The organism is Floccifex sp. (genome assembly GCF_051873555.1).
Classification (GTDB): domain Bacteria; phylum Bacillota_I; class Bacilli_A; order Erysipelotrichales; family Erysipelotrichaceae; genus Floccifex.
Genome location: NZ_JBJEEY010000005.1, coordinates 1 through 23,552, shown reverse-complemented (window position 1 = coordinate 23,552; position 23,552 = coordinate 1). Strand labels below are relative to the sequence as shown.

The following is a 23,552-nucleotide window of genomic DNA, read 5'->3' as shown; positions in this document are numbered from 1 at the left end:
GGTACATTTTTTTGTTACCCCCTAAATGTTGTTATTCTTAACTTAATGACATTGAGAGCCATTCTATCCTTTTTCAATTTCATTCACAATGAGTTTTGTCCCATTTGTTTACAACCCACTAATTTCATATTCTCTGACATCATATCTTGTGTACGATAGCCTTGATCTAATACTGCATTTACTGCTTGTTCAATGAATTGGGTTTCTCATAACAACTCTTTGACTTTATAATTAATCTTTTCCTTCAATTTTAGTGAAATCATCCATGATTACATCTTTAAATTTTCTACCATCTATAATACAGTTTTCTAAAACATCATTTAAATCTGAATACCAGCCAATAAGTATAAAATTGTCGTCTTTATAATCAGGCATAGCCCAGTGACATATCATCACATCATATCGACCAATTTTTCCATTTGATAATTTAGGCATTTCATCATCTTCTCCAGGTTCTCTGCACATTCGATAGTAAACACCTTTGTAAGTAAATTCAATTCCCATGTATCTTCTTTTTCCATCCGAATTTTGCCATGGCATTTCTACACCTTTGTTGTATTCATCAACAAATTCGTCTAAACAATTATATTCGTTAATTCTCATTTTACGTTAAATCTCCTTCGAATTTTATTTGCTAATTCTAATTCTTTTTTCGTGATTGGTATTCCTAAATCAGAGTGATCTAAATACAAGTGTTTATGTGGTTGAAATCCTTTATGGGAATGAAGAAAATCGATACACACTCTTTGCTTGTGATCTTCATCATACCAAGACAAATGTTTCAACGCTCCATTTTGAATTACTGCATATGCACTATTTTGAGAATGAGAATAATCAGGAGCTTTTACAGAACCTTTATCTCTTACTAAAACTTTAATGCCATCAACTTCACCAATAGAATGATAAGTTTCACCACCATCAACAAAATCAAAGTTTTTGGCATTTACATTAACAAATGCACCTCTAGAACCCATATATATAATCCTCCGTTATTTCGAAAATTGGCGATAATTCAAACAATTTAATTTGTTGAATTTTGGACTTAACATTATCATTAAAACATTCATCATATTTAAAATTAATAAATTTTCCTGTCATTCCAGGAAGCATATCTCCATATACTATTATTAGCGACGGATTTATTCTTCTTTTCATTTCATAAAATCCCCTCATAAACACATCTTTTTTGCTTTGACATCCGACAGTAGATATCATGACAACACCATTTTTTTCTGTCCCACTAAAGCATATATCATATGTGTTTGCCAAAGCCCATCCAATTGTTGGAATAGCATTAACTCCGTAATGTTGCCAAGTACATCCAAGCCAACGGTTTTGGTATACATTAGTTCTAATCTGATTAGAATTCATATTTTCATAAATGCTAAAATCTGGTGTTCCAATTCCCATAACAGTTTGAAATAATGGAATATATTTTAATGGATCATCCCAATATCTTTTTAAAACTTTGTCATAGTTAAAAGGAAAAACTAACTTATTATTATTTTTTCCTTTTTTCAAATTTTGTAAATTTGTTGGATTAATATTTGAAAAATTTAAACTTGATTCCTCTACTTTATGCATAACTGGCATATCAAATTCATCCAAAATAAATTCATCGAATAGTGGACGAACTACTTTAAATGTATCATATTCTGTAAGTCCTTTATTCATAGTATTCCTCCACCTTATTAAGCTTTAACATATTTGAAACCTTTCTACGCAAAATTGCGACTTTATATATTTTGTGATCAAATACTGAGTTTTTTTCTCTATTGACCACCTAAATCTAAATATGTTATCTTTTAGATGTCTTAAGTCCTTATATAAACATATTTGGATTGATGAAACACATTTCTGAACTACTACCAATAGTTTATTAATGTGTTTTTTCTTTACCCTCATAAGCATCACTTCCTTTCACAATATGTTTTTTAAAATATTTAACAAATGATTTAGATACATGATATTTTTCTTCTATTTCATAATCAGGCATATTTTTACATTCATCATATGGAATCATTACTTCACCATCTAAAGCTTTAGCCTGCCATTCAACACTTTTATAAGCGGGAATAATATTGTTTTCAAATGATCTTTCATAAATTGGTTTAAACCCAATTTCAAACAAAAATACATGACAAATTTCATGATTTATAAATCCTAAAAAAGCTCCTGTACCATTTTCATATGCTCCTTCGTAAATAGATTCTTTAATTTTTATCGTAAATCCTCCATTGTCATTTGGTGAGCATTGTGCCATAACTTTTGGATCTAATTCGTCATCCTCAACAACTTCATAATTTGAATTTTCAAAAACATCTGGCAATTTTTCTAATGCTTCTAATACAGGAAACGGGCCTGTGAGAGGTACATCGAATAATTCTCTAAAATATGGTGCTAACATTCTTATTTTGTCTCTTGTTAATGGTTTTGTTTTATAATCCATCTAATCACTTCCTTCTTTCTTATTTTTTAACAAATTCATAATTCTAATTGCTGTTTCATCATCCATACCATCAAAAGATCTTGCAAATTGAAAAGCTACTTTTCTTTGATTAAGACTTGAATTTTTTGTGATAAGCTTATATTGCGTTTTTGATTCATCAATTACCTCAATTAATTCCTTTTTCATATCATCATCTAAGTTGTAATATTCAACAATTTTATCAATCCATTCAATAGGGACATTCTTTTTTCCATTTTCAACCGCAGATAAAAATGGTACTGTAACTCCCAACATTCTTGCGACATCTCCCATAACTTCATGATTTTTTACACGTAATACACGCATAAATTCACCAAAACTAGTATAACTCATAATTAATTCCTCCTTTGACAACATGTTATCACTGACAGAACCTATTATCAAGTAAAATATTTAATCTGTATTTGGTTAATTTCTTTAATTATATGTATCTTAAAAATGTCATTAACTCTGTTTGTTTATTAAATAATGATTGTTTTTCACAAAACTATAATAAACAAAAAATTGCACTATTTATATCACAATGATTAGCGCAATCTTTTTTAGAATTATATACTCTTTAAAATTTCATTCACAATGAGTTGTCCCATTTGTTTACAACCCACTAATTTCATATTCTCTGACATCATATCTTGTGTACGATAGCCTTGATCCAATACTGCATTTACTGCTTGTTCAATGTCTTTAGCTTCATCTATTAAATCAAAACTATATTGAAGCATCATAGCTGCACTTAAGATACAAGCAATGGGATTGACAATATCTTTTCCGGCAATATCTGGTGCAGAGCCATGAATAGGTTCATATAAACCTCTTGTTCCTTCCCCTAATGAAGAAGACGGAATCATTCCAATGCTTCCTGTAATTTCACTGGCTTCATCGGATAAAATATCTCCAAACATATTTTCTGTGACAATGACATCGAATTGGCTTGGATTTTTACAAATCTGCATCGCACAGTTATCTACAAACATTTGTGAATATTCTACTTCTGGATATTCTTCTTTTAATTCATTCATGACTTTTCGCCATAATCGAGATGTTTCTAGAACATTGGCTTTGTCCACCATGCATAATTTTTTATTTCGTTTCATGGCTGTTTCAAAACCAATTTTTCCAATTCGTCGTATTTCATGTTCCGAATATGGCATAGAATCTATTGCCACTAATTCCCCATTTTCTTCATGTGTTTCATGTTGACCAAAATAAACACCACCAATTAATTCACGAACAATAATAAAGTCAATTCCTTGATCTACAATTTCTTTTTTTAATGGAGAAGCATCGGCTAATTGTGGCCATATTTTAGCAGGACGATTGTTGGAATACAATCCCATACCTGCACGCAAACGAAGAAGTCCTTTTTCTGGTCGTTTTTCACCTGGAAGTCCTTCCCATTTTGGTCCACCAATGGCACCTAATAACACACTATCACAAGCTAAGCATTTATCTAATTCATGTTTAGGAAGTGGGTCATCATATAAATCAATGGCTTGTCCTCCCATGGCAATGTCTATATATTCAAAGTCATGGTTGTATTTTTTTTCAATGGTTTTTAATATCTTTAATGCTTGTTCAACAATTTCAACAGAAGAACAATCTCCCCAGATTACTCCAATTTTTTTATGCATTGTCATTCTCCTTTTGATGATTGACATAGTTAACCAATCCATTTTCTGCAATCATTTTTTGTAAGAAAGGCGGAAATGGAGTAGCTTGATATTGTCGATTTTTTGTGATATTGGTAATAATTCCGGAATCAAAATCAATTTCGACTTGATTGCCTTCTTCAATATCTTGAGCAGCTTGTTCACATTCTAAAATCGCAAACCCAATATTGATGGCATTTCGATAGAAAATACGAGCAAAACTTTTGGCAATGACACAAGAAACACCAGCTGTTTTTAAACAAAGAGGTGCGTGTTCACGTGAGGATCCACATCCAAAATTTTTTCCAGCCACCATAATATCGCCTGGTTTTACGCGTTGTACAAAAGTAGGATCGATATCCACCATCGCGTGACTGGCTAGTTCTTTGGCATCAAATGAATTTAAATAACGAGCTGGAATAATAACATCTGTATCAACGTTATCTCCATATTTTAAAACTGTTCCTTTTGCTTTCATAGACAACCTCCAAATTTTTCTGGATTGGCAATATATCCAGCAATCGCGCTGGCAGCCGCAGTTTCAGGAGAAGCCAAATAAATCAAAGACTGTGTATCGCCCATTCTTCCCACAAAATTGCGATTTGTAGTGGAAACACATTTTTCTCCCTTTGCCATAACACCCATATGTCCTCCCATACAAGGCCCACAACTAGGTGTATTGACTGCACATCCTGCTTCTACAAATATTTCCAGCAATCCTTCTTGAATGCATTGCATAAAGATTTTTTGTGTTGCTGGTACTACCATAACACGGACTCTTTCATGTACTTTTTTTCCTTTTAAAATAGCAGCCGCTTTTCTTAAGTCCGACATACGTCCATTTGTACATGATCCAATCACGACTTGGTCAATATAAATTGGTTCTTCGTTTTCGATTTCATCAATGGTATGTCCATTTCCTGGTAAATGTGGGAAAGCAACCATTGGTCGAATATCATTTAAATGAATTTCAATGACTTGTTCATATTCAGCATCTTCATCGGCTTGATAAATTGTATATTCTTTCATGGAATGTTCTTTCATATAAGCAATGGTTTGTTCATCGACTGGGAATATTCCATTTTTTGCCCCTGCTTCAATGGCCATGTTACAGATTGTAAAGCGATCATCCATAGATAAAGACTGAATTCCATCGCCTGTAAATTCCATAGAACGATATAAAGCTCCATCGACTCCGATTTTATGAATAATATATAAAATAACGTCTTTTCCACTTACATAGGGATTTAATGTACCTGTTAATTTGAATTGAATGGCACTTGGTACTTTAAACCAGCATTGTCCCGTAGCCATTCCACGAGCAATATCGGTTGTTCCTACACCTGTTGAAAAAGCACCTAAAGCTCCATATGTACATGTATGACTATCGGCTCCAATTACAGACATTCCCGCAACAACCAATCCTTTTTCTGGTAAAATAGCGTGTTCTACACCACATTTTCCTTGTTCCATATGATTACATAGTTTCTGATTAAAAGAGAATTCGCGAATGGCTTTTGAGTTTTCTGCACTTTTAATGTCTTTATTTGGCGTAAAGTGATCAGGTACTAAAACCACTTTATCTTGATCAAAGACTTGGTCAGCCATTTGATAGAAAATTGGTAAAGCCATGGGTCCAGTAATATCATTGGCCATAACCAAATCTAAATTCGCTTCAATTAAATCTCCGGCTTTTACGGATTCTAATCCAGCATGCGCTGCTAGGATTTTTTGTGTCATTGTCATTGACATGTTGCGTCCTCCTTATGAATAATGGCACGATTCAAAGCACTGAATAGTGCACGAATACTTGATGCGATGATGTCATCATCCACCCCCACACCAAAGCGGTCTTCGTGAATGCAGTCTTTTAATTGAATATAGGATACGGCTTTTGAATTGGATCCCTGATTCAATGAGCTTTCACGATAGTCTTTGATATCAAATGTCAAGTGACAATATTTTCGCATCGCATTCGCTACGGCATCTAATCGTCCGTTTCCTCTTCCCACAATGTCCATTTCTTCGCCTTTAAAGACAATGCTCAAAGTTGCTTGATAGCCATTATTATTTAAGCGAATAAAGTGATAGTCATTTAACTGAATTGGTGCATTCAAATTCAGGAAATCTCGTTCAAAGATTTCAAAAATTTCTTCTGGCTTTAATTCTTTGTGCTGATGATCGGAAATGTCTTTAATATAATATGAGAACTGTTCTCTAAAGACAGGCGGAAGTTCAAATCCATAGTTGTGTTGCATAATATACGCAATTCCACCTTTTCCACTTTGTGAATTAATACGAATGACATCGGCTTCATATACGCGCCCTACATCAGTAGGATCAATTGGAAGATATGGAACCGTCCAGTCATCACTATGATTGTCTTCTCTGAATTTCATTCCCTTGGCAATGGCATCTTGATGCGATCCAGAGAAAGCCGCAAAGACAAGTTTTCCAGCATATGGTTGTCTTTCATATACATTCATACGTGTTACACGTTCATAAACATCTACGATATGTGGCATATCATCAAAATGTAGATGTGGATCAATTCCATGTGTATACATATTCATTGCCAATGTAACAATGTCTACATTTCCTGTTCTTTCTCCATTTCCAAACAATGTTCCTTCCACTCGATCAGCACCAGCTAATAAAGCCAATTCCGTATCAGCTACCCCGGTTCCTCTATCATTGTGTGGGTGCAAAGACAATACAATACAGTCTCGTTTATGCATGCGTTTAGACATATATTCAATTTGTGAGGCATAAACATGTGGAAGAGACATTTCCACTGTAACTGGTAAATTAATAATTAATTTCTTTTCTGGTGTTGGATCAATAATATCAATAACGGCATTGACAACTTCTAAAGCATAATCCACTTCCGTTCCCGTAAAACTTTCAGGAGAATATTCAAAACGATAGTCTTGTCCACTTTCTTCCGTTAGTTTTTTAACTAATTTTGCACCATCGGTCGCAATTTTCATGATTTCTTCTTTTGATTTTTTAAAGACTTGTTGACGCTGAGCAAAAGAAGTAGAGTTATAGAAATGCACAATGGCATTTTTACATCCCTTCAATGAATCAAATGTTTTTTGAATGATATGTGGCCGTGCCTGTGTCAATACTTGAACAGTAACATCGTCTGGTATCATATTATTTTCAATCAATGTACGTAAAAATTCGTGTTCAGTTTCTGAAGCAGCTGGAAATCCGACTTCAATTTCTTTAAATCCAACTTCAATTAATACTTTCCAGAATTGTAGTTTTTCTTCTAAATTCATCGGTGTAACTAATGCCTGGTTTCCATCTCGCATATCAACGCTGCACCAGATTGGAGCATGGTCAATATATTCTTTTTTTGTCCATTCCAAAGACTCTTCAGGAGGCATGTAATATCCTCTGTGGTATTTTTTGTAGTTCATCATAGTTTTTTTCTCCTTCTTATTTATATTTTTTTCCTATTTGAAATATTTTACATAAGTCCGTTAAGTCCATGTCATCAACTCCTAACCAAAAAAAAACGTCCTTATTTCTAAGGACGTAAAAATACGCGGTACCACCTTAGTTCTCATTTGTCATAAATGAGCCCTCTTTCAAAAGTTAACGCCTGTATTACGAATCGCTTATCGATTGGCTCCTTGGCAAGTTCATAGAATTCGCAATGTGAATTTCCACCATCCATTCACTCTCTATCATTCTTCCTTCTATTACTACTCCAAATCGTTGCTAGTGATATAAGTATAACATTTTAAAAATCATTTTCAATTTATTTTCAGAAAATTTTCAGAAAAATCAAAAATCTCTACAATTTTTGGCTTAAATATATTATACTAAAAAGTACGTAGAATGGGAGTGAATAATATGAAACTAAGTGGTTCTCAAATCATAATGGAAGTATTATTGGAACATGGAGTCGACACCGTTTTCGGTTATCCAGGAGGAGCCGCCCTGAATGTCTATGACGAATTATACAAATACCAAGATAAAATTCATCATGTGTTAACCGCACATGAACAAGGTGCTTCTCACGCTGCCGATGGATATGCTCGTGCTACAGGAAAGACAGGTGTTGTCTTTGCGACCAGCGGCCCAGGAGCTACCAATCTCGTAACTGGTATTGCGACAGCTATGTTAGATAGCATCCCTTTAATTGCGATTACTTGCAACGTTGGAAGTAATGCGATTGGTCGAGATGCTTTTCAGGAAGTCAGCATTACTGGTGTGACTTTACCAATTACTAAACATAATTATTTTGTCAACAAAATTGAAGATTTAGCAGATGCGATTCGCAATGCATTCCGAATTGCGAATGAAGGAAGAAAGGGTCCTGTTTTAATTGATATCACAAAAGATGTGACGGATCCAAAAAATCTATATGAGTACACAAAACAAAAGCCTTTACAGTTAAACAAAAATCCATTTGTTCCAGATGTTCAATTACAGGAAATTGCACAATTGTTAAAAGAAGCTAAACGCCCAGTCATTTATTATGGTGGAGGTGTATGTGCTTCTCATGCACAAAAAGAATTAAATCAATTTATTGAAAAATACGATTGCCCGGCAACTTATACATTAATGGGTGCAGGAGCTATTCGCTATGATAATCCAAAAAATTTAGGTTTAATTGGAATGCATGGTTCCATGCAAGCAAATATTGCCATTGATAATGCAGACTTGGTAATTGCACTTGGTACTCGTTTTAGTGATCGAGTGGCTTTAAATCCAAGAAAATTTGCCAAAAATGCTGGCATAATACAAATTGATATTGATGAATCTGAAATCAATAAAAATGTTTTAATTAATTATCAAATTATTGGCGATATCAAAGAAGTCTTAATGTCTTTACTTCCTTTGGTTGAAAAAACAAAACACACAGAATGGATTGAAGAATGTCATAAAGCTCATAAATGGGTGGATCAGGACTTAGCCAATGCTAAGCTTCGTCCTCGTGATATTATTGAAGAAACATGTAAATTAACAGACAAAGAAACAGTCTATGTAACAGATGTTGGTCAACATCAGATGTGGGCGGCTCAATATGTGCATCACATTAAAAGTGAAAACTTCTTAACAAGTGGTGGATTGGGTACCATGGGATATGGATATGGAGCCGCAATTGGTGCGCAATTTGGTTGTCCAGAAAAACGTGTCATTCATTTTACAGGAGATGGTTCTTTCCATATGAATTTAAATGAATGTTGTACAGCTGTTTCCAATGAATTACCTATTATTACCATTATTTTTGACAACAAAGTCCTGGGAATGGTTTATCAATGGCAAACTGCATTCTATGGTAAACGCTATTCCAATACAACACCTGGTCGTAAAACCAATTATCCAAAACTAGCTGAAGGTTTTGGTGCCACTGGTTTTGAAGTCAATACGATTGAAGAATTTAAGGAAGCTTTCCAGAAAGCACTTACAATCAATGGTCCTGTTTGGATTGCCTGCAATATTCTGAAAGAAGAAAAAGTATTGCCAATGATTCCAAATGGTGGAACCGTATCGGATATGATTATTAAATAGGAGGCCTTATGAAAAGACGAGAAGTTATTAGTATTTTTGTGGAAAACCAAGCAAATGTATTAACGCGAGTGGCTTCTTTATTTGGTCGCCGTGGATTTAATATTGATTCATTAACGGTTTCTACAACCAATGATCCAAAAATCAGTCGTATTACGGTTGTATTTAATGGAAATGAACAAAGTTTAGCGCAAATTTTAACGCAAACACGTAAATTAGAAGTTGTTAAAGATATTTTCTTATTAGAAAAAGACAATAGTTTGTTCCGTGAATTATTGTTAGTTAAAGTTGCCTGTGACAAAACCAATCGTTCTTTAATCAAAGAAATTGTTGACATTTATCGTGGTCGAATCATTTCTTTATCAAAGACTTGTATGATTATTGAATTAACAGGAGCCACTGAAAAACTCGATGGATTCTTAAACATGTTAAGCTGTTATGAAATTGTCGAAGTTTGTCGTACAGGTGTTACAGGTATTTCCAGAGATGCTGGCATCACAGATGTTTCCAGTATCGATTAAAAAGGAGGATATATGAAAAAATTAAAAAGTGTGGCTGTTACCGAAGGGGTAGAAAAAGCACCAATGCGTTCTTTATTCTATGCAATGGGATATACAAAAGAAGAATTGGATCGCCCTTTAATTGGGGTTGTCAGTGCCCACAGTGATATTGTTCCAGGTCATTTTCATTTAGATAAAATTGAAGAAGCTGTTAAAGCAGGCATTCGAATGGCTGGTGGAACACCTATTATGGTTCCTGCCATTGGTGTTTGTGATGGAATTGCGATGGGACATATTGGAATGAAATATTCTTTACCATCTCGTGAATTAATTGCCGATTCTGTTGAAACCATGGCCCAGGCCCATGCCTTTGATGGATTGGTATTAATTCCTAACTGCGATAAAATCGTTCCTGGAATGGTTATGGGAGCTCTTCGTTTAAATCTTCCAACCGTTGTTTGTTCAGGAGGACCTATGATGTCTGGATGTGTTGATGGAGTCGATACATCTTTATCTAAGATGTTTGAAGCCGTGGGAGCGCGTAAAGCCAATTTAATTGACGATGCGAAATTACAGGAATTCGAAGAACAAACGTGTCCAGGATGTGGAAGTTGTTCTGGTATGTATACAGCCAATTCTATGAATTGTTTATGTGAAGCTTTAGGAATTGCACTTCCTGGAAATGGAACGATTCCAGCTGTTCATGCCAATCGTTTACAATTAGCGAAACACGCTGGTATGGCAATTATGAATTTAGTAGAAAAAAATATTTGTATCAAAGATATTATCAATGAAAAATCCATTCGCAATGCTTTAACTTGTGACATGGCTTTAGGATGTTCTTCGAATTCTGTACTTCATTTGTTAGCCATTTCCAATGAAGCGGGTTGTCCATTACAATTGAGTACATTCAATGAATTCTCAGAAAAAACACCAAATCTTTGTCATTTAGCGCCTGCTGGTCCTACACATATGCATGACTTAAATGCAGCGGGTGGTTTACAGGCAGTTTATCATGAATTGGATAAATTAGGATTAATTGATACGTCTTTGATTACAGCAAATGGAAAAACAATTAAAGAAAATATTGAATTTGCCTACAATAAAGATCCAAAAACAATTCGCCCCGTTGAAAATCCTTACTCTTCTACAGGAGGAATTGCGATTTTATTTGGAAACATCGCCCAACAAGGATGCGTTGTTAAACGAAGTGCAGTGGATCCAAGCATGATGACACATACAGGTCCAGCTAGAGTCTTTACAAGTGAAGAAGAAGCTATTGCCTGTATCTATGCTGGTGGCATTCAACCAGGAGATGTTGTAGTCATTACATATGAAGGACCTAAAGGAGGTCCAGGAATGCGTGAAATGTTGAATCCTACATCTGCATTAGCTGGAATGAAATTAGATAAATCCGTTGCTTTAATTACAGATGGACGCTTCTCCGGTGCAAGTCGTGGCGCTTCTATTGGTCACGTAGCTCCTGAAGCCGCAGCTGGTGGAAACATTGGATTGATCAAAGAAGGTGACTTGATTACCATTGATATTCCAAATTATTCAATCCATGCACATGTATCCGATGAAGAATTTGAACAACGCCGTGCACAACAACCTGAATTTGAATCGCAATTTAAAACAGGATGGTTGTCTCGTTATCAAAGACTGGTTCAAGGAGCCGATAAAGGTGCAATTTTAAAATAAGAGATGCTTGTCATCTCTTTTTTATTTTACATATCTTTGATAAATCGTTTTTAAAGAAGAGTTCTTTTTTTCAAGAACAGCTAAAATTAAATGACTTTCCAAGAAATTGTTTGAATTTATTGCCTTGCGTAAACTCCTAGCATGTAAATCATCATCTTTAAAAGCTATTGTACAATTTTCTTTATCGTTTTTTATAGCAGATGGAAAAGTATAAGAAGAGGTTTTTAATTCGTATAGATAGAGGTTTGTAGAAGTGTCAGTGTGAAGAAATTTATCTAATTTTAATAAAATTTTGGATTTGTTTTTTAATGTGTTTTTATTATGTCTTTGATTTGTCAAAATATTTCCTGTTGAAATTTTTCCATTTATGCATAGATCTAAAAAAGTTTCTGATTTTTTTATATTCGTTTTAAGACCTGTTAAATGTAGAAAATCTTTTTTATAAAAAACTATTTCATGAATTTGATAATCATCTGTTATGACAATAAATTTTTTATCCATTAAATAATCTTTATAAAATCGAGCACCAAGAATTGCCGCTTCTCGTAAACGACATTTTTCTTTTTCACTTATCTTATAATGACTCATATTTCTCCTTTTAATGATAAAGAGATGCAAATCGGCATCTCTTTTAAACATATTATGCAAGTTTTCTGCTGGTTGTCAGCCGGTATATGTATACCAGGATAGAGATATTTTATCGACTTCTCAATGTCTACAACATTTCTGCTGGTTGTCAGCCGGTATATGTATACCAGGATAGAGATATTTTATCGACTTCTCAATGTCTTCAACTTTTTTAGGTGCCTGCCCACCTTGGTATTTCTACCTTCATCTTAATTCTACCAATTTTTAATTTGATTCACAACATTTTATTGGACTAAGAATTCAAAACAAATCTGATTGATATCACCTATAATTTTTTCTCCATACCCCGATAAAGACGTTAATATAGTAATTCGATAGCCTTTGTTTTCATCTAAATAAAGGCCTGCTGCATTGGAATATGGATTGTTGTATCCATATTTTTGTGCAAAACCAAATTTACCAATTATGATCTGGAACAATTTTAAATTTTAAGTTCAGATTATTTAATTTTTCTTTTAACGATTTTACTTCTACTGCATTACCTGAATACAATTTTATATCTTTCCCACTTTTTACTAGCTTTAACGCTTCGTTAGAGCTAATGTTAAAAATATTCTTTACAAGCATTATGACTTTTTGATTGATTATATTACCATTCAATAAGTATATATCGTAAATCGTTTCATCTTCATGAATCAGACTTATATTAGTTGCTACTACACTATAATCACATTTCGTACACTTTATTTCTAAGGAAGAACCATATTGTTTCTCTATTAATTTTGCTCCACATTTAGGACATTTTAACATTTCTTATTACCTCCTGGTTTAAATTCAATAAATCTACCTTTTTTTGATAAATCAGGTCCATCTCCTGTTTTATTTCTTGGCGCAACTACAATTTTTCCAGATGGATATGCCCATAGTATGTCACTTGGAGCATATACTTTTACATTCAATTTATTGGCTAAATCCTGCGCAAATCCTTTTGTCTTTGAACCGGTACTACAAGATAACAATCTAATTGGTTGCCCTTTCTTGTATCCGGGTAATCTCCTTATTAATTTGGCAGCCGTTCTGGAATTAATCTGAACTTTATTTCCATTATGTTCAACTTCTATTGTTTTTGAAGTCCCGTGAGCAATTAAATCAAATTTTCCATTTGGATCAACATCTTTTCTATTTCTTATATTTTTAAGAAATAAATCTTTTGTTTCCATGAAACTTGCATCACCTGCTATGGGGTTTCCACTAGTTCCCCTGAAAAAACCGCTATTTGCTTTCATTCCCATGTTGTTACTCCATTGCTTCAGAAATCTGAGATGAAAAACAAATATATTGCTGATCATATTCATCCAATATACATTTCATTTCGTAATTTACAATTCCATAAAATATAATGACTTTTGGTTTAATTCGAATAATCAACTCTTCTAAACCCGGAAGAAATAGTTCTTTATCTGCCTTACTTCTTAAACACCCTAAAGTCCCAATTGCCACTACACTATTCTTTCGTATTCCTGCAAAACTATAGGTATAACTTTTTTTATCTGTCCATCTCACATTTGGTATTACAATGTATCCTATTGAAGATAGGAAATATCCCACAGTACGACTTCTAAATACATTCCATATTTGCATAACACGTGGCATATCTCCATAAGTTGAGAAATCCGGACAGATTATTGCACCATATCCATCAAGTTTCTTCAAATTAAAACCTTTTTTGCAATTTCTATTCTCGATTAGAGAATTCCAAATCCCGTTCTTTCCATCAAATGTATAATCTTTTTGATAAAAATGAACAAAATAGTTTTTTCTTTGAGTTATATCAATTTCGCTACATTTCTGGTATGAAATCATTTTTTCTGGTAATATCACATTATTTGGTACATTAATAAATGGTATATCATAACCACATTTTGTGTCATATTCTGCACCATCCAACAAAAACGCACCAAATACATCATCAATTGGCTTATTTAATACTTTTAATTTTGAATAATAATCTTTTTTTGTCAATATATAACTCCTCTTCGCATTTAATGCGGAATAGCAAAAAGAGCATTCTTAAATTGATTTCCTATGTTAAAAATGTTATTATTCAAGCGACCAAACAAGAAGATTTAACATCTTCAACATAGAGCGTATATGTAACTTTGCCCTAAACTTACATATGCGTTTTATTTTTTACCCACATAAGAACCACCTCCTTTCAGTTTCGGTATAATTGCCAACTTTCACGTTCTTTTTGCATCTCATATTCATCATCAAAATCATAATACTTCATTGTCTTTGGAACATATTGATTGACTTTATTACCATATCTAAAAAGAATAATATCATCATAATCTGAAAGATTCCGCCATCTAAAATTAGAAATAGCCTGCATTGTTCTCTTTCTTTTTGAAGAAGCATCAGGAGAAGTGCCAAACATACTTGCAATAAATGATTCTGTAATCACTTTACCTCTCCTTATGCATTCATCCAATAATTGGTAGGGCATAAGCAATTGCGCTGCCAATGCATTTGCTTCAACTTCTTGAACTCTATACAATTCAGACTCCTTATCTAAATTTGTTTCATGATTTAGTAAATAGTGCGCAAATTCATGCGCAATGGAAAATCGAATTCTATATACAGCTTCATTCTGATTGTAAAAAATAATATTCATTCCATCCATTTCTTGCCATACAGCTGATTCACTACCAAAAGACTCAATATTTATTCCGTATTTTACTGATGCCTTTTTAAAAGAACATAAAACAATATCCGACTGTTCTTTAACTAACTTTTTTATTTCGAACGGAAAATCATTAATAACACGAGTTTTCACTAATATTTCATTTGCTATAAAATTCGCCTTTTTAAAATTTGGTTTTCTAAATTCCATCATCTTCATCCTCGTCCTCAAAAATATCTCTAAAAACAGCTTTTAACATTCCTTCCGCTTGTTGTAATTCTTCTTCATTTAGTTTTCCTAAATTTCTCTGCAGATAACTCAATTTTTTATTTTCGGGTTTTATCCCCTCTAATTGATCATTTCCTAATAAATAATCAATTGAAACATTGTAAAGTTTAGCCAATCCAAAAAGCACTTCTTTTCTGGGAACTGTCCCATTGTTTTCCCACATACTCACTCTACTCTTTGAAATTCCTAATTGCGAAGCTAATTGATCCATAGTCCAATTCTTCTTCATCCTTAATTCCCTAATTCTTTTTTGAAAAACAACATTTGACATAAATATCCTCCACCTTTTATTTTGTATTATACAATTTTATTGTACTTTTATATTAAACCTTCTTTCAATCTCTGTCAAATAAATAAAATATTTGTTGATGTGCATTATAAAATCACATTAATAACTTAACGTTTTGATGAATTGACACTTTTATTTTGAAACATATCTATACGTTTTGTTGCATAAACGAAAATCTTTGAAAAGAACTTTAGTGCTGCAAAAGCTCATTTATCGAACTTATGCCAACACCAAAAAATATATTTATAATTTTTATGTTATCCTTTTAAATTAACTAAAAGAATTTGATAACCAACTAGGTGATTGTATCAAAATGATTTTCTTACCTGTTCTATCACATTATTATTTTGTACTTATTGGAATATATGATGGATGGATTTGTAGAGCATGTAATTTTACTAGTTATCAAACCATTGAAGCTATCATAAATAAGCAAATTTAATATATGAAAGAAACTGAAGGGTATATATTAGATAATGTAAATGGACTGCACAGAAATATAAAATTTTTTTATCAATATAGGAGAGCCAAAACAAAATACGCTCAGAATTACTTGACTTCATTTATGTATCAGTGCAAATATAAACATATTACAAATTCAGAGAATTAATTAGAGATATTTAAGGATATACTTTGGAATGTTAAGATTACACGAAATATACTTTTTACATCTCTTAAATATAATGAAAAGTCCTTTATTTTAAAAAACCTTCCAATTTACTAATTACGTTTTACAAAAAAAAAGATGCAAATCGGCATCTCTTTTAAACATATTATGCAAGTTTAGGTGCCTGCCCACCTTGGTATTTCTACCTTCATCTTAATTCTACCAATTTTTAATTTGATTCACAACATTTTATTGGACTAAGAATTCAAAACAAATCTGATTGATATCACCTATAATTTTTTCTCCATACCCCGATAAAGACGTTAATATAGTAATTCGATAGCCTTTGTTTTCATCTAAATAAAGGCCTGCTGCATTGGAATATGGATTGTTGTATCCATATTTTTGTGCAAAATTCATTTGAAGGGATTGATCCAAATAGCGATTGGGCATAGACTCTTTCATATTCTTTAATAAATCTTGAAACATTTCTTGATGCTCATATAAATACGTTAAAACATCGTTCATAAAACTAGCTTTTGTGACATTTTCAATAGAATAATACATGTCATCAAAATCAGAGTCTGGACTATATTTTTCAATACATTTTTTATATTCACTCCAACCACCTAAGTTTTCATATAAAATATGACCCGCTGTATTATCGGAATATAAAATCACACAACGCAACAATTCACTTAAAGGAATTTGTGAACCCACTAAATAACTATCTCCAATCGGTCCTCCTTGTTCGTATTCAGTCCATTCATATGTCAATGTATCTTCTAAATTTATTTCCTTGTTATAGACTTTTTCATAATAAATCATAGCCAATGGCAGTTTATATAAACTAGCAGCAATAAAGTATTCATCTTCATTTAATGAATAAGTAACTTTATTATCTGCAGAAGAAACAAAAATGGATATTCCATCTAGAGGAACTTGATTCTCATTTAAATATATTTCAATTCTTTCTTTTAATTCTTCATTTCTTGTATCTTTAATGATTTCTTTTTCTAATTCTATATCTTCTACAAGAATTTCTTTTTCTTCTTTTTTATCGGGTTGATAGGTAATAAATTGATATGAAAAAAAAGATTCGATTCCAATTAATAATATCAAAATAAATACTAAAACAATGGTAACTTTCTTCATAGTATTTAACTTATCATATTTTTGTTTGAATTTCATATGGTTTTGTTTTATTTAACACTATAAATGAAATAAATCTCCATATTAAACTATGGAGACTATTCTTTTTTCTTAATTTCCATTTGAATGCGAATCAGGATAATTGAAGCAATCCATAACATCATAGCCAGTAGATATGGAATAGAACTATTTGTTGAGAGAATTAGTGCAATTATAAAACATAAAGTACCTGCTATAAAACAAATAATACTTAATTTTTTAAGATTCTTTTCCATTATACAATGTCATTTTCATCAAAAGGATCTCCACACTGTGGACAGAATTTAGGTGGATTCTTTGGATCTTCTGGCTCCCATCCGCATTTATCACAACGATACAATGGTTCATTGGCTGGTTTCTTTGTTCCACATTCCATACAGAACTTCCCTTTATTAATTGTTTTACAATTTGGACATGTCCATCCAATAGAAACTGGTTTTGGTGCACCACACTGTGAGCAGAAATTTCCAGTGGATTTTGCGCCACATGAACAAGTCCATTCATTGGCTTGTTTTTCTGGTTTTGGACTTTGATATAGACTTTGTACATTGATTCCTTGCTGGCTAGCCATATTCATGCCCATAAAACCAGTAAACGCTCCATTACTATTTCCCGCTGCTGTTTTCATCGCATCAGCTTGGGCTTCTACTAAAGTAGCAGCAGCCATTGTTGGATCTTTTAACATGGCACTTCTTTGGGCTTGTTTGATCCATTGCGCATCTTGATCCGATAACGTAATCGGATTCATGGCAATCGATACAATGGATATTCCTCTTAAACTTGACCACTTCGAAGTCAATGCCTCATTCATGGCTTTTGATAATTCTTCTACATGGGCTGGTAATTCGCTTGGGCGTACGCCTGTTTGTGATATTTTGGCAAAAGCAGGTTGGAGAGCACTGATAAATTCTGTTTTTAATTGTTTATCAATTTGATCTCGAGTGAATTGATCCTTTATATTTCCACATACATTTGTATAAAATAATAAAGGATTGCTGATTCGATAGGAATAAATTCCTGAACAGCGAACAGAAACATCAGTATCCAGTCCAATATTTGTATCTACAATTCGAAATGGAATTGGATTACTGGTCCCAAATTTATTGTCCATATTTTCTTTGGTATTGATAAAATAAATTCTTTGATCTTTTCCAGTATCTGCTCCAAAAGTAATTCGTTTTCCAATGGAATCAAATGTTTGTTGAATAGCAGATTCTAAATTGGATGTAAATAAACTAGGTTCTGATGAAATATCATATGTATATTCTCCTGGTTCACTACAAACTTCTACAATTTTTCCTTGATCTACAATAATCATGCATTGTCCATCAGCAACAGCTACAATAGAACCATCTGTAATAATGTTGTCGTTTCCTTTATTATTATTGGATTTTCTTTTAAAACCTCTGGAAACTAAAACATGACTTGACAAAGAATCACAATAAAAATATTCTTTCCAGGCATCTGCAAATACAGATCCCACTGCATTTTTTGTGACTTTTAATAATCCCATAAAACAACCTCCTGTTTTATTTCATTATAAAAAAGGACATCTAAGATGTCCATTAGTTATTAATTAATTTGCTGTCTTCATTGTTCCAGCTATACAATTTACGAATTTCAGCTCCAACTTTTTCACTTGGATGTTCTGCAGCCAATTTACGCATAGCCTTGAAATGAACTTGACGACCTGCATCTGACATATCCAATAAGAATTCTTTTGCGAATGATCCATCTTGGATATCGGATAAGATTTTCTTCATTGTTTTCTTTGTTTCAGCAGTAATAATCTTTGGTCCAGTAATATAATCACCATATTCAGCTGTATTTGAAATAGAATATCTCATTCCAGCAAAACCAGATTGATAAATTAAATCTACAATTAATTTCATTTCATGTACACATTCAAAGTAAGCATTTCTTGGATCGTATCCAGCTTCAACTAATGTTTCAAATCCAGCTTGCATTAATGCACAAACTCCACCACATAATACAGCTTGTTCACCAAATAAGTCTGTTTCAGTTTCTGTACGGAAAGTTGTTTCCAATAAACCAGCACGAGCTCCACCGATTCCAGCTCCATAAGCCAATGCGATATCCCATGCTTTACCAGTTGCATCTTGTTCAACCGCAACTAAACAAGGTGTTCCTTTTCCTTCCTGGTATTCAGAACGAACTGTATGTCCAGGTGCTTTTGGCGCAATCATAGCAACGTCTACATTCTTTGGTGGTACGATACATCCAAAATGAATATTGAAACCATGTGCAAACATTAACATGTTTCCTTCTTCCAAGTTTGGTTCAATGTCTTTTTTATACATATCAGCTTGTTTTTCATCATTGATCAAAATCATGATGATATCGGCTTTTTTAGCCGCTTGTGCAGCTGTATAAACTTCTAATCCTTGTTTTTCTGCTTTTGCCCAAGACTTAGAACCTTCATATAAACCAACAATTACATGACATCCTGATTCTTTTAAGTTTAAAGCATGTGCATGTCCTTGTGATCCATATCCAATAATTGCGATTGTTTTTCCATCTAAATTTCCAAGATTACAATCATTTTCATAAAAAATACGAGCTTCTGCCATTTTATTTCCTCCTAGTTGTCCTACAACTAATTCTTAACTTGTATGACAAGTATAAATGAGAAATTTAAACTTGTCAATGCTTAAATCAAAATAATTCTTCTGTCCATGCTGCATGATGCAAATGAATTGTAACAGCACTTTTTAAAGCCAGTGCATCTCTTTTTTCTAAAAAATTCATGATCAATATATGATCTTTATAGGCATCTTCAGCAATGACATCTAAATTGATTTTTAAATCAAATGTCTTTTCAATGGTTTCATTTAATATTGGCATAAACTGCTTTAGAAACTCATTGTGACACGCTTGAATAATGGCTCCATGAAATGCTGTTTCACTAGCCACTCTTTCTTTACTCGTTGGATTTTTTAAAATTGCTTTCTGACAAATTTGACCCAATTCTAAGATTTCCTGAATTTCTTCATCCGTTGCTCTTTTACAAGCCAATGCAGCAGCTTCTGGTTCAAAAATCAAACGTGTTTCATATAAATCTTTTAACGTGACTTTCATATCCTTAGTGGAAAAAGAACTTGTCGCAACTTGATTTAACTGATCCAATACAAAAGTTCCATTTCCTCTTTGTACTTCTAAAATTCCCTGGGAAACCAGAATACGAATAGCTTCTCTTAATGTACTTCTGGAAATTCCATATTCATTGGCTAAACTATTTTCATTGGGTAATTTTTGACCCGGGCGATATTTCTTTTCTTTTAATATGTCTTCTTTTAATCGATCGGCAGTGACTTGTGACAAACTTTTTTTTATTTCCATATCTAATCCATAAACGTTTGATTGATTTTTTCGAATTCAACAAATTGTTTTGCGGTTCTAGCCGATCTTCCATTATTTCGAATCGCAAACGCTTCTGCCTTCACTTTTAATTCTTTTTCATCTAAATTCAATCCATAGTCTTTGGCATATTGCTTCACTATTTCCAAATACAAATTTGATCCCGGTTTTTGGAATGTAATTGTCAAACCAAAGCGAGCTGCTAAAGACATTGTCTCTTGAATGGTATCGTTTCGATGAAGTTCATCACCAGTTCGATCTGAAAAATTTTCTTTCATAAAATGACGTCGATTGCTTGTAGCATAAATAACGACATTACTTTTATTGGATGTTGTAGATCCTTCTAAAATATTTTTTAAAGCAATATAGTCATCGTCATTGCTTGAAAAACTCAAATCGTCAATGAAGACAATAAACTTTAATGGATTATTTGCCAGTGTTTCTAAAATCGAAGGAAGAAGGGCAATTTGTTTTTTCTTCACTTCAATTAATCGAAGTCCCTGGTTGTGGTATTCATTGACAATGGCTTTAATCGTAGAAGATTTTCCAGTTCCGGCATCTCCATACAATAAGGCATTGTTGGCATTCATTCCCTGCAACAAAGCCAATGTATTTTTAATCAGCAAATTTCGTTGTTGTTCATAGCCAGTCATAGAAGACAAAGTTTGTGTATCTGGATGTTGAATGGGATACAGGCCATTGGAATCGATTCCAAAAACATAATATTTTGCGAATATGCCATAGCCTTTTTTTGGTAAATCCAAAATACGTTGTAAATATTCTTTCTGTAGTTCATAGTGTGTATTTTCCCAAATAACATCTTCATGTTGAAAATCTGCACTTGTAAGATCACATACATTTTGTAGAATTACTAACTCTCGATTCACTTCTTTTTCAATAAAATCTGGAATCCATTGTTTTTCTGCTTTTTTTAATACATACATATTTTCATCGTTCATGACCATTTTATAGACTATATCCGATAAATTGGCTCCTTTATTGTAAATCAGAGAACACAATGAATAATAGTTTTGTGGATTTTCAATGGTTTCCATTACTTTTTGAATGAATTCATCTTCTAAAATATGATGAAAAATCACAAGAGTTTCAATTTCCCTTCGAAATTGTATTAAATCCATGCTCATCCCTCCAAAGTCGTGTTATAATTATATCACGTTTTTTTAATTGGAGGATGAAACATGTTAACAATTGATAAAGTCTATGACGCGAAGAATGTTTTAAAGAAAATTGTACATAAAACAAATATCATTCCCGTCACGAATATCGAATGTGAAAACAATATATTTTTAAAGCCCGAAAACTTGCAATTAACAGGAAGTTTTAAAATTCGAGGTTCTTATTATAAAATCAGTAAATTAACACCAGAAGAAAAAGAAAGAGGTATTATAGCCAGTTCAGCTGGAAACCATGCGCAAGGCGTAGCTTTATCTGCTCAAAAAGCTGGTATTCCTTGTACCATCTGTATGCCCGATAGTTCTCCTCTATCAAAAGTAGAAGCCACAAAAAGCTATGGAGCCAATGTATGTTTAGTGGAAGGTGTATACGATGATAGTTATGAAGAAGCCATGCGTCAATGCCAGGAAAAGAACTTGACTTTTATTCATCCGTATGATGATGAAGACGTCATCGCAGGTCAAGGAACAATTGGATTGGAAATTTTAGATCAATTGGATCAAGTCGATGCCATTGTGGTTCCTATTGGAGGAGGTGGCTTAATCAGTGGAGTCGCTTTTGCCGCCAAAAACTTAAAACCAAGCATCAAAATTTATGGTGTACAAGCTGCCAATGCTGCTAGTATGTATGAATCCTTTAAACAAGGAAAAAATATTGCCTTAGAACATGTGAATACATTTGCCGATGGAATTGCAGTAAAACATCCAGGCATCAACACCTTTGAAATTGTCAAACAATACGTAGATGACATTGTAACTGTATCGGAAGATGAAATTGCCGCAGCTATTTTAACTTTAATGGAAAAACAAAGAATTGTAGCAGAAGGCGCTGGCGCTGTGAGTGTTGCGGCTGCTATGTTTAATAAATTACCAATTCAAAACAAAAATGTCGTTTGCATTGTATCTGGAGGAAACATTGACATTAATATTATTGATCGTGTTATGACTCGTGGTTTATTATTGTCTGGACGTAAAACAAGTTTTACCATTGCTTTAACAGATAAGCCAGGACAATTAAATGGTGTTTCAAAAATTATTTCTGATAACGGGGGAAATGTTGTAGCCATTGACTATGATAATGGAGACCCTGAAATGGCCATTACATCTTGTTTTCTAAAAATTACAGTCGAAACCAGAAACCATGATCATATTGAAACTATTAAAAATGATTTGATTTCTCATGGATTTCAAATTGTTCATGAACGCGTTTAAAAAGAATATTTAAAACTAGATGAGGTCAAAGTCGACCTTTAAAATCATGAGGTTTTTTCTTTTCTGGTAAGATTGACCCTTTTATATTTCTTGAGGTTATTTTTTCCGGCAGTTTTTGCCGGTTTTTGTTTCCAATTTTTTATCTTTCTTTTATTATGGTTTTAGAAAGGAACAAAAAAAAAGACAGGAACCCTAGATACCACCCTACCGTTCCTATCTTTCCACAAGACCGGCATTTCTGCCTGGTCCAAAACCA

General features: G+C 33.1%; 26 protein-coding genes and 1 other annotated feature. Of the genes, 4 read left to right on the top strand and 22 right to left on the bottom strand.

The genetic code is table 11. The features are described 5' to 3' along the window. Positions 1–231: 231 nt before the first annotated feature. The 9 genes from ACI32A_RS00435 to ACI32A_RS00395 form a co-directional block, all read right to left on the bottom strand. Complete coding sequence (locus ACI32A_RS00435) at positions 232–603, bottom strand: hypothetical protein (RefSeq protein WP_439753049.1); 372 nt, start codon at positions 601–603, stop codon at positions 232–234. Next, positions 600–974, bottom strand: a complete 375-nt coding sequence (locus tag ACI32A_RS00430) for a hypothetical protein (protein ID WP_439753048.1) — start codon at positions 972–974, stop codon at positions 600–602. The genes ACI32A_RS00435 and ACI32A_RS00430 overlap by 4 nt, the downstream gene beginning before the upstream one ends. Further along, positions 964–1,674, bottom strand: a complete 711-nt coding sequence (locus tag ACI32A_RS00425) for a DUF4417 domain-containing protein (protein ID WP_439753047.1) — start codon at positions 1,672–1,674, stop codon at positions 964–966. Before ACI32A_RS00425 ends, ACI32A_RS00430 begins: the two co-directional genes overlap by 11 nt. 205 nt (positions 1,675–1,879) lie before the next feature. After that, positions 1,880–2,449: a hypothetical protein gene (locus tag ACI32A_RS00420; protein ID WP_439753046.1), complete on the bottom strand. Its 570-nt coding sequence runs from the start codon at positions 2,447–2,449 to the stop codon at positions 1,880–1,882. Then, entirely contained in the window at positions 2,450–2,821 is a 372-nt protein-coding gene (locus tag ACI32A_RS00415; protein ID WP_439753045.1) for a helix-turn-helix domain-containing protein, read from the bottom strand. It lies immediately after the preceding gene. A 215-nt stretch (positions 2,822–3,036) separates the two neighbouring features. Beyond that, complete coding sequence (gene leuB / locus ACI32A_RS00410; protein WP_439753044.1) at positions 3,037–4,119, bottom strand: 3-isopropylmalate dehydrogenase; 1,083 nt, start codon at positions 4,117–4,119, stop codon at positions 3,037–3,039. Continuing rightward, complete coding sequence (gene leuD, locus ACI32A_RS00405) at positions 4,112–4,615, bottom strand: 3-isopropylmalate dehydratase small subunit (RefSeq protein WP_439753043.1); 504 nt, start codon at positions 4,613–4,615, stop codon at positions 4,112–4,114. The genes leuB and leuD overlap by 8 nt, the downstream gene beginning before the upstream one ends. After that, entirely contained in the window at positions 4,612–5,889 is a 1,278-nt protein-coding gene (gene leuC, locus ACI32A_RS00400; RefSeq protein ID WP_439753042.1) for a 3-isopropylmalate dehydratase large subunit, read from the bottom strand. Before leuC ends, leuD begins: the two co-directional genes overlap by 4 nt. Continuing rightward, positions 5,880–7,568 carry a 2-isopropylmalate synthase gene (locus ACI32A_RS00395; protein WP_439753041.1) on the bottom strand — a complete coding sequence of 563 codons (1,689 nt, stop codon included), beginning with the start codon at positions 7,566–7,568 and terminating at the stop codon, positions 5,880–5,882. Before ACI32A_RS00395 ends, leuC begins: the two co-directional genes overlap by 10 nt. A gap of 106 nt (positions 7,569–7,674) precedes the next feature. Next, positions 7,675–7,876 (bottom strand) — a binding site (T-box leader). A gap of 128 nt (positions 7,877–8,004) precedes the next feature. Between ACI32A_RS00395 and ilvB the strand changes: the two genes are divergently transcribed. The 3 genes from ilvB to ilvD are packed head-to-tail and all read left to right on the top strand — an operon-like array spanning position 8,005 to position 11,867. Then, positions 8,005–9,669, top strand: coding sequence for a biosynthetic-type acetolactate synthase large subunit (gene ilvB / locus ACI32A_RS00390; protein WP_439753040.1), 1,665 nt, complete (start codon positions 8,005–8,007; stop codon positions 9,667–9,669). A gap of 8 nt (positions 9,670–9,677) precedes the next feature. Continuing rightward, positions 9,678–10,187 (top strand): acetolactate synthase small subunit, encoded by a 510-nt coding sequence (ilvN, locus tag ACI32A_RS00385; RefSeq protein WP_439753039.1) that lies wholly within the window; start codon positions 9,678–9,680, stop codon positions 10,185–10,187. A 12-nt stretch (positions 10,188–10,199) separates the two neighbouring features. Beyond that, positions 10,200–11,867, top strand: coding sequence for a dihydroxy-acid dehydratase (gene ilvD / locus ACI32A_RS00380; RefSeq protein ID WP_439753038.1), 1,668 nt, complete (start codon positions 10,200–10,202; stop codon positions 11,865–11,867). Positions 11,868–11,888: 21 nt separating this feature from the next. On the opposite strand, the gene ACI32A_RS00375 is transcribed toward ilvD, so the two are convergent. The 13 genes from ACI32A_RS00375 to ACI32A_RS00315 all read right to left on the bottom strand — a co-directional run bounded on the left by ACI32A_RS00375 (position 11,889) and on the right by ACI32A_RS00315 (position 22,030). Further along, positions 11,889–12,455, bottom strand: coding sequence for a PBECR4 domain-containing protein (locus ACI32A_RS00375; protein ID WP_439753037.1), 567 nt, complete (start codon positions 12,453–12,455; stop codon positions 11,889–11,891). A gap of 284 nt (positions 12,456–12,739) precedes the next feature. Next, a complete protein-coding gene (locus tag ACI32A_RS00370; RefSeq protein ID WP_439753036.1) occupies positions 12,740–12,934 on the bottom strand; it encodes a hypothetical protein in 195 nt (64 codons plus the stop codon). After that, entirely contained in the window at positions 12,912–13,265 is a 354-nt protein-coding gene (locus ACI32A_RS00365; RefSeq protein ID WP_439753035.1) for a hypothetical protein, read from the bottom strand. Before ACI32A_RS00365 ends, ACI32A_RS00370 begins: the two co-directional genes overlap by 23 nt. Beyond that, positions 13,259–13,747 (bottom strand): hypothetical protein, encoded by a 489-nt coding sequence (locus ACI32A_RS00360; protein ID WP_439753034.1) that lies wholly within the window; start codon positions 13,745–13,747, stop codon positions 13,259–13,261. Before ACI32A_RS00360 ends, ACI32A_RS00365 begins: the two co-directional genes overlap by 7 nt. A gap of 4 nt (positions 13,748–13,751) precedes the next feature. After that, positions 13,752–14,477 (bottom strand): DUF4417 domain-containing protein, encoded by a 726-nt coding sequence (locus ACI32A_RS00355; protein ID WP_439753033.1) that lies wholly within the window; start codon positions 14,475–14,477, stop codon positions 13,752–13,754. Positions 14,478–14,670: 193 nt separating this feature from the next. Continuing rightward, the gene (locus ACI32A_RS00350; protein WP_439753032.1) at positions 14,671–15,348 is read right to left on the bottom strand and encodes an ImmA/IrrE family metallo-endopeptidase; all 678 of its coding nucleotides are present in this window, start codon (positions 15,346–15,348) and stop codon (positions 14,671–14,673) included. After that, positions 15,338–15,697: a helix-turn-helix domain-containing protein gene (locus tag ACI32A_RS00345; protein ID WP_439753031.1), complete on the bottom strand. Its 360-nt coding sequence runs from the start codon at positions 15,695–15,697 to the stop codon at positions 15,338–15,340. The genes ACI32A_RS00350 and ACI32A_RS00345 overlap by 11 nt, the downstream gene beginning before the upstream one ends. A gap of 874 nt (positions 15,698–16,571) precedes the next feature. Further along, on the bottom strand, positions 16,572–17,477 hold the full coding sequence (locus tag ACI32A_RS00340; protein ID WP_439753030.1) for a serine hydrolase: 906 nt from the start codon (positions 17,475–17,477) through the stop codon (positions 16,572–16,574). A 95-nt stretch (positions 17,478–17,572) separates the two neighbouring features. Beyond that, complete coding sequence (locus ACI32A_RS00335) at positions 17,573–17,749, bottom strand: hypothetical protein (RefSeq protein ID WP_439753029.1); 177 nt, start codon at positions 17,747–17,749, stop codon at positions 17,573–17,575. Continuing rightward, positions 17,749–19,026: an SPFH domain-containing protein gene (locus ACI32A_RS00330; RefSeq protein WP_439753028.1), complete on the bottom strand. Its 1,278-nt coding sequence runs from the start codon at positions 19,024–19,026 to the stop codon at positions 17,749–17,751. The genes ACI32A_RS00335 and ACI32A_RS00330 overlap by 1 nt, the downstream gene beginning before the upstream one ends. Before the next feature lie 52 nt (positions 19,027–19,078). Then, positions 19,079–20,104: a ketol-acid reductoisomerase gene (gene ilvC, locus ACI32A_RS00325; protein ID WP_439753027.1), complete on the bottom strand. Its 1,026-nt coding sequence runs from the start codon at positions 20,102–20,104 to the stop codon at positions 19,079–19,081. Between the two features lie 85 nt (positions 20,105–20,189). Next, complete coding sequence (locus ACI32A_RS00320) at positions 20,190–20,873, bottom strand: FadR/GntR family transcriptional regulator (RefSeq protein WP_439753026.1); 684 nt, start codon at positions 20,871–20,873, stop codon at positions 20,190–20,192. 2 nt (positions 20,874–20,875) lie between these two features. Beyond that, entirely contained in the window at positions 20,876–22,030 is a 1,155-nt protein-coding gene (locus ACI32A_RS00315; RefSeq protein ID WP_439753025.1) for an ATP-binding protein, read from the bottom strand. Positions 22,031–22,090: 60 nt separating this feature from the next. Here ACI32A_RS00315 and ilvA point away from each other — a divergent pair, with 60 nt between their 5' ends. After that, positions 22,091–23,296, top strand: a complete 1,206-nt coding sequence (ilvA, locus tag ACI32A_RS00310; protein ID WP_439753024.1) for a threonine ammonia-lyase — start codon at positions 22,091–22,093, stop codon at positions 23,294–23,296. Positions 23,297–23,552: the final 256 nt, after the last annotated feature.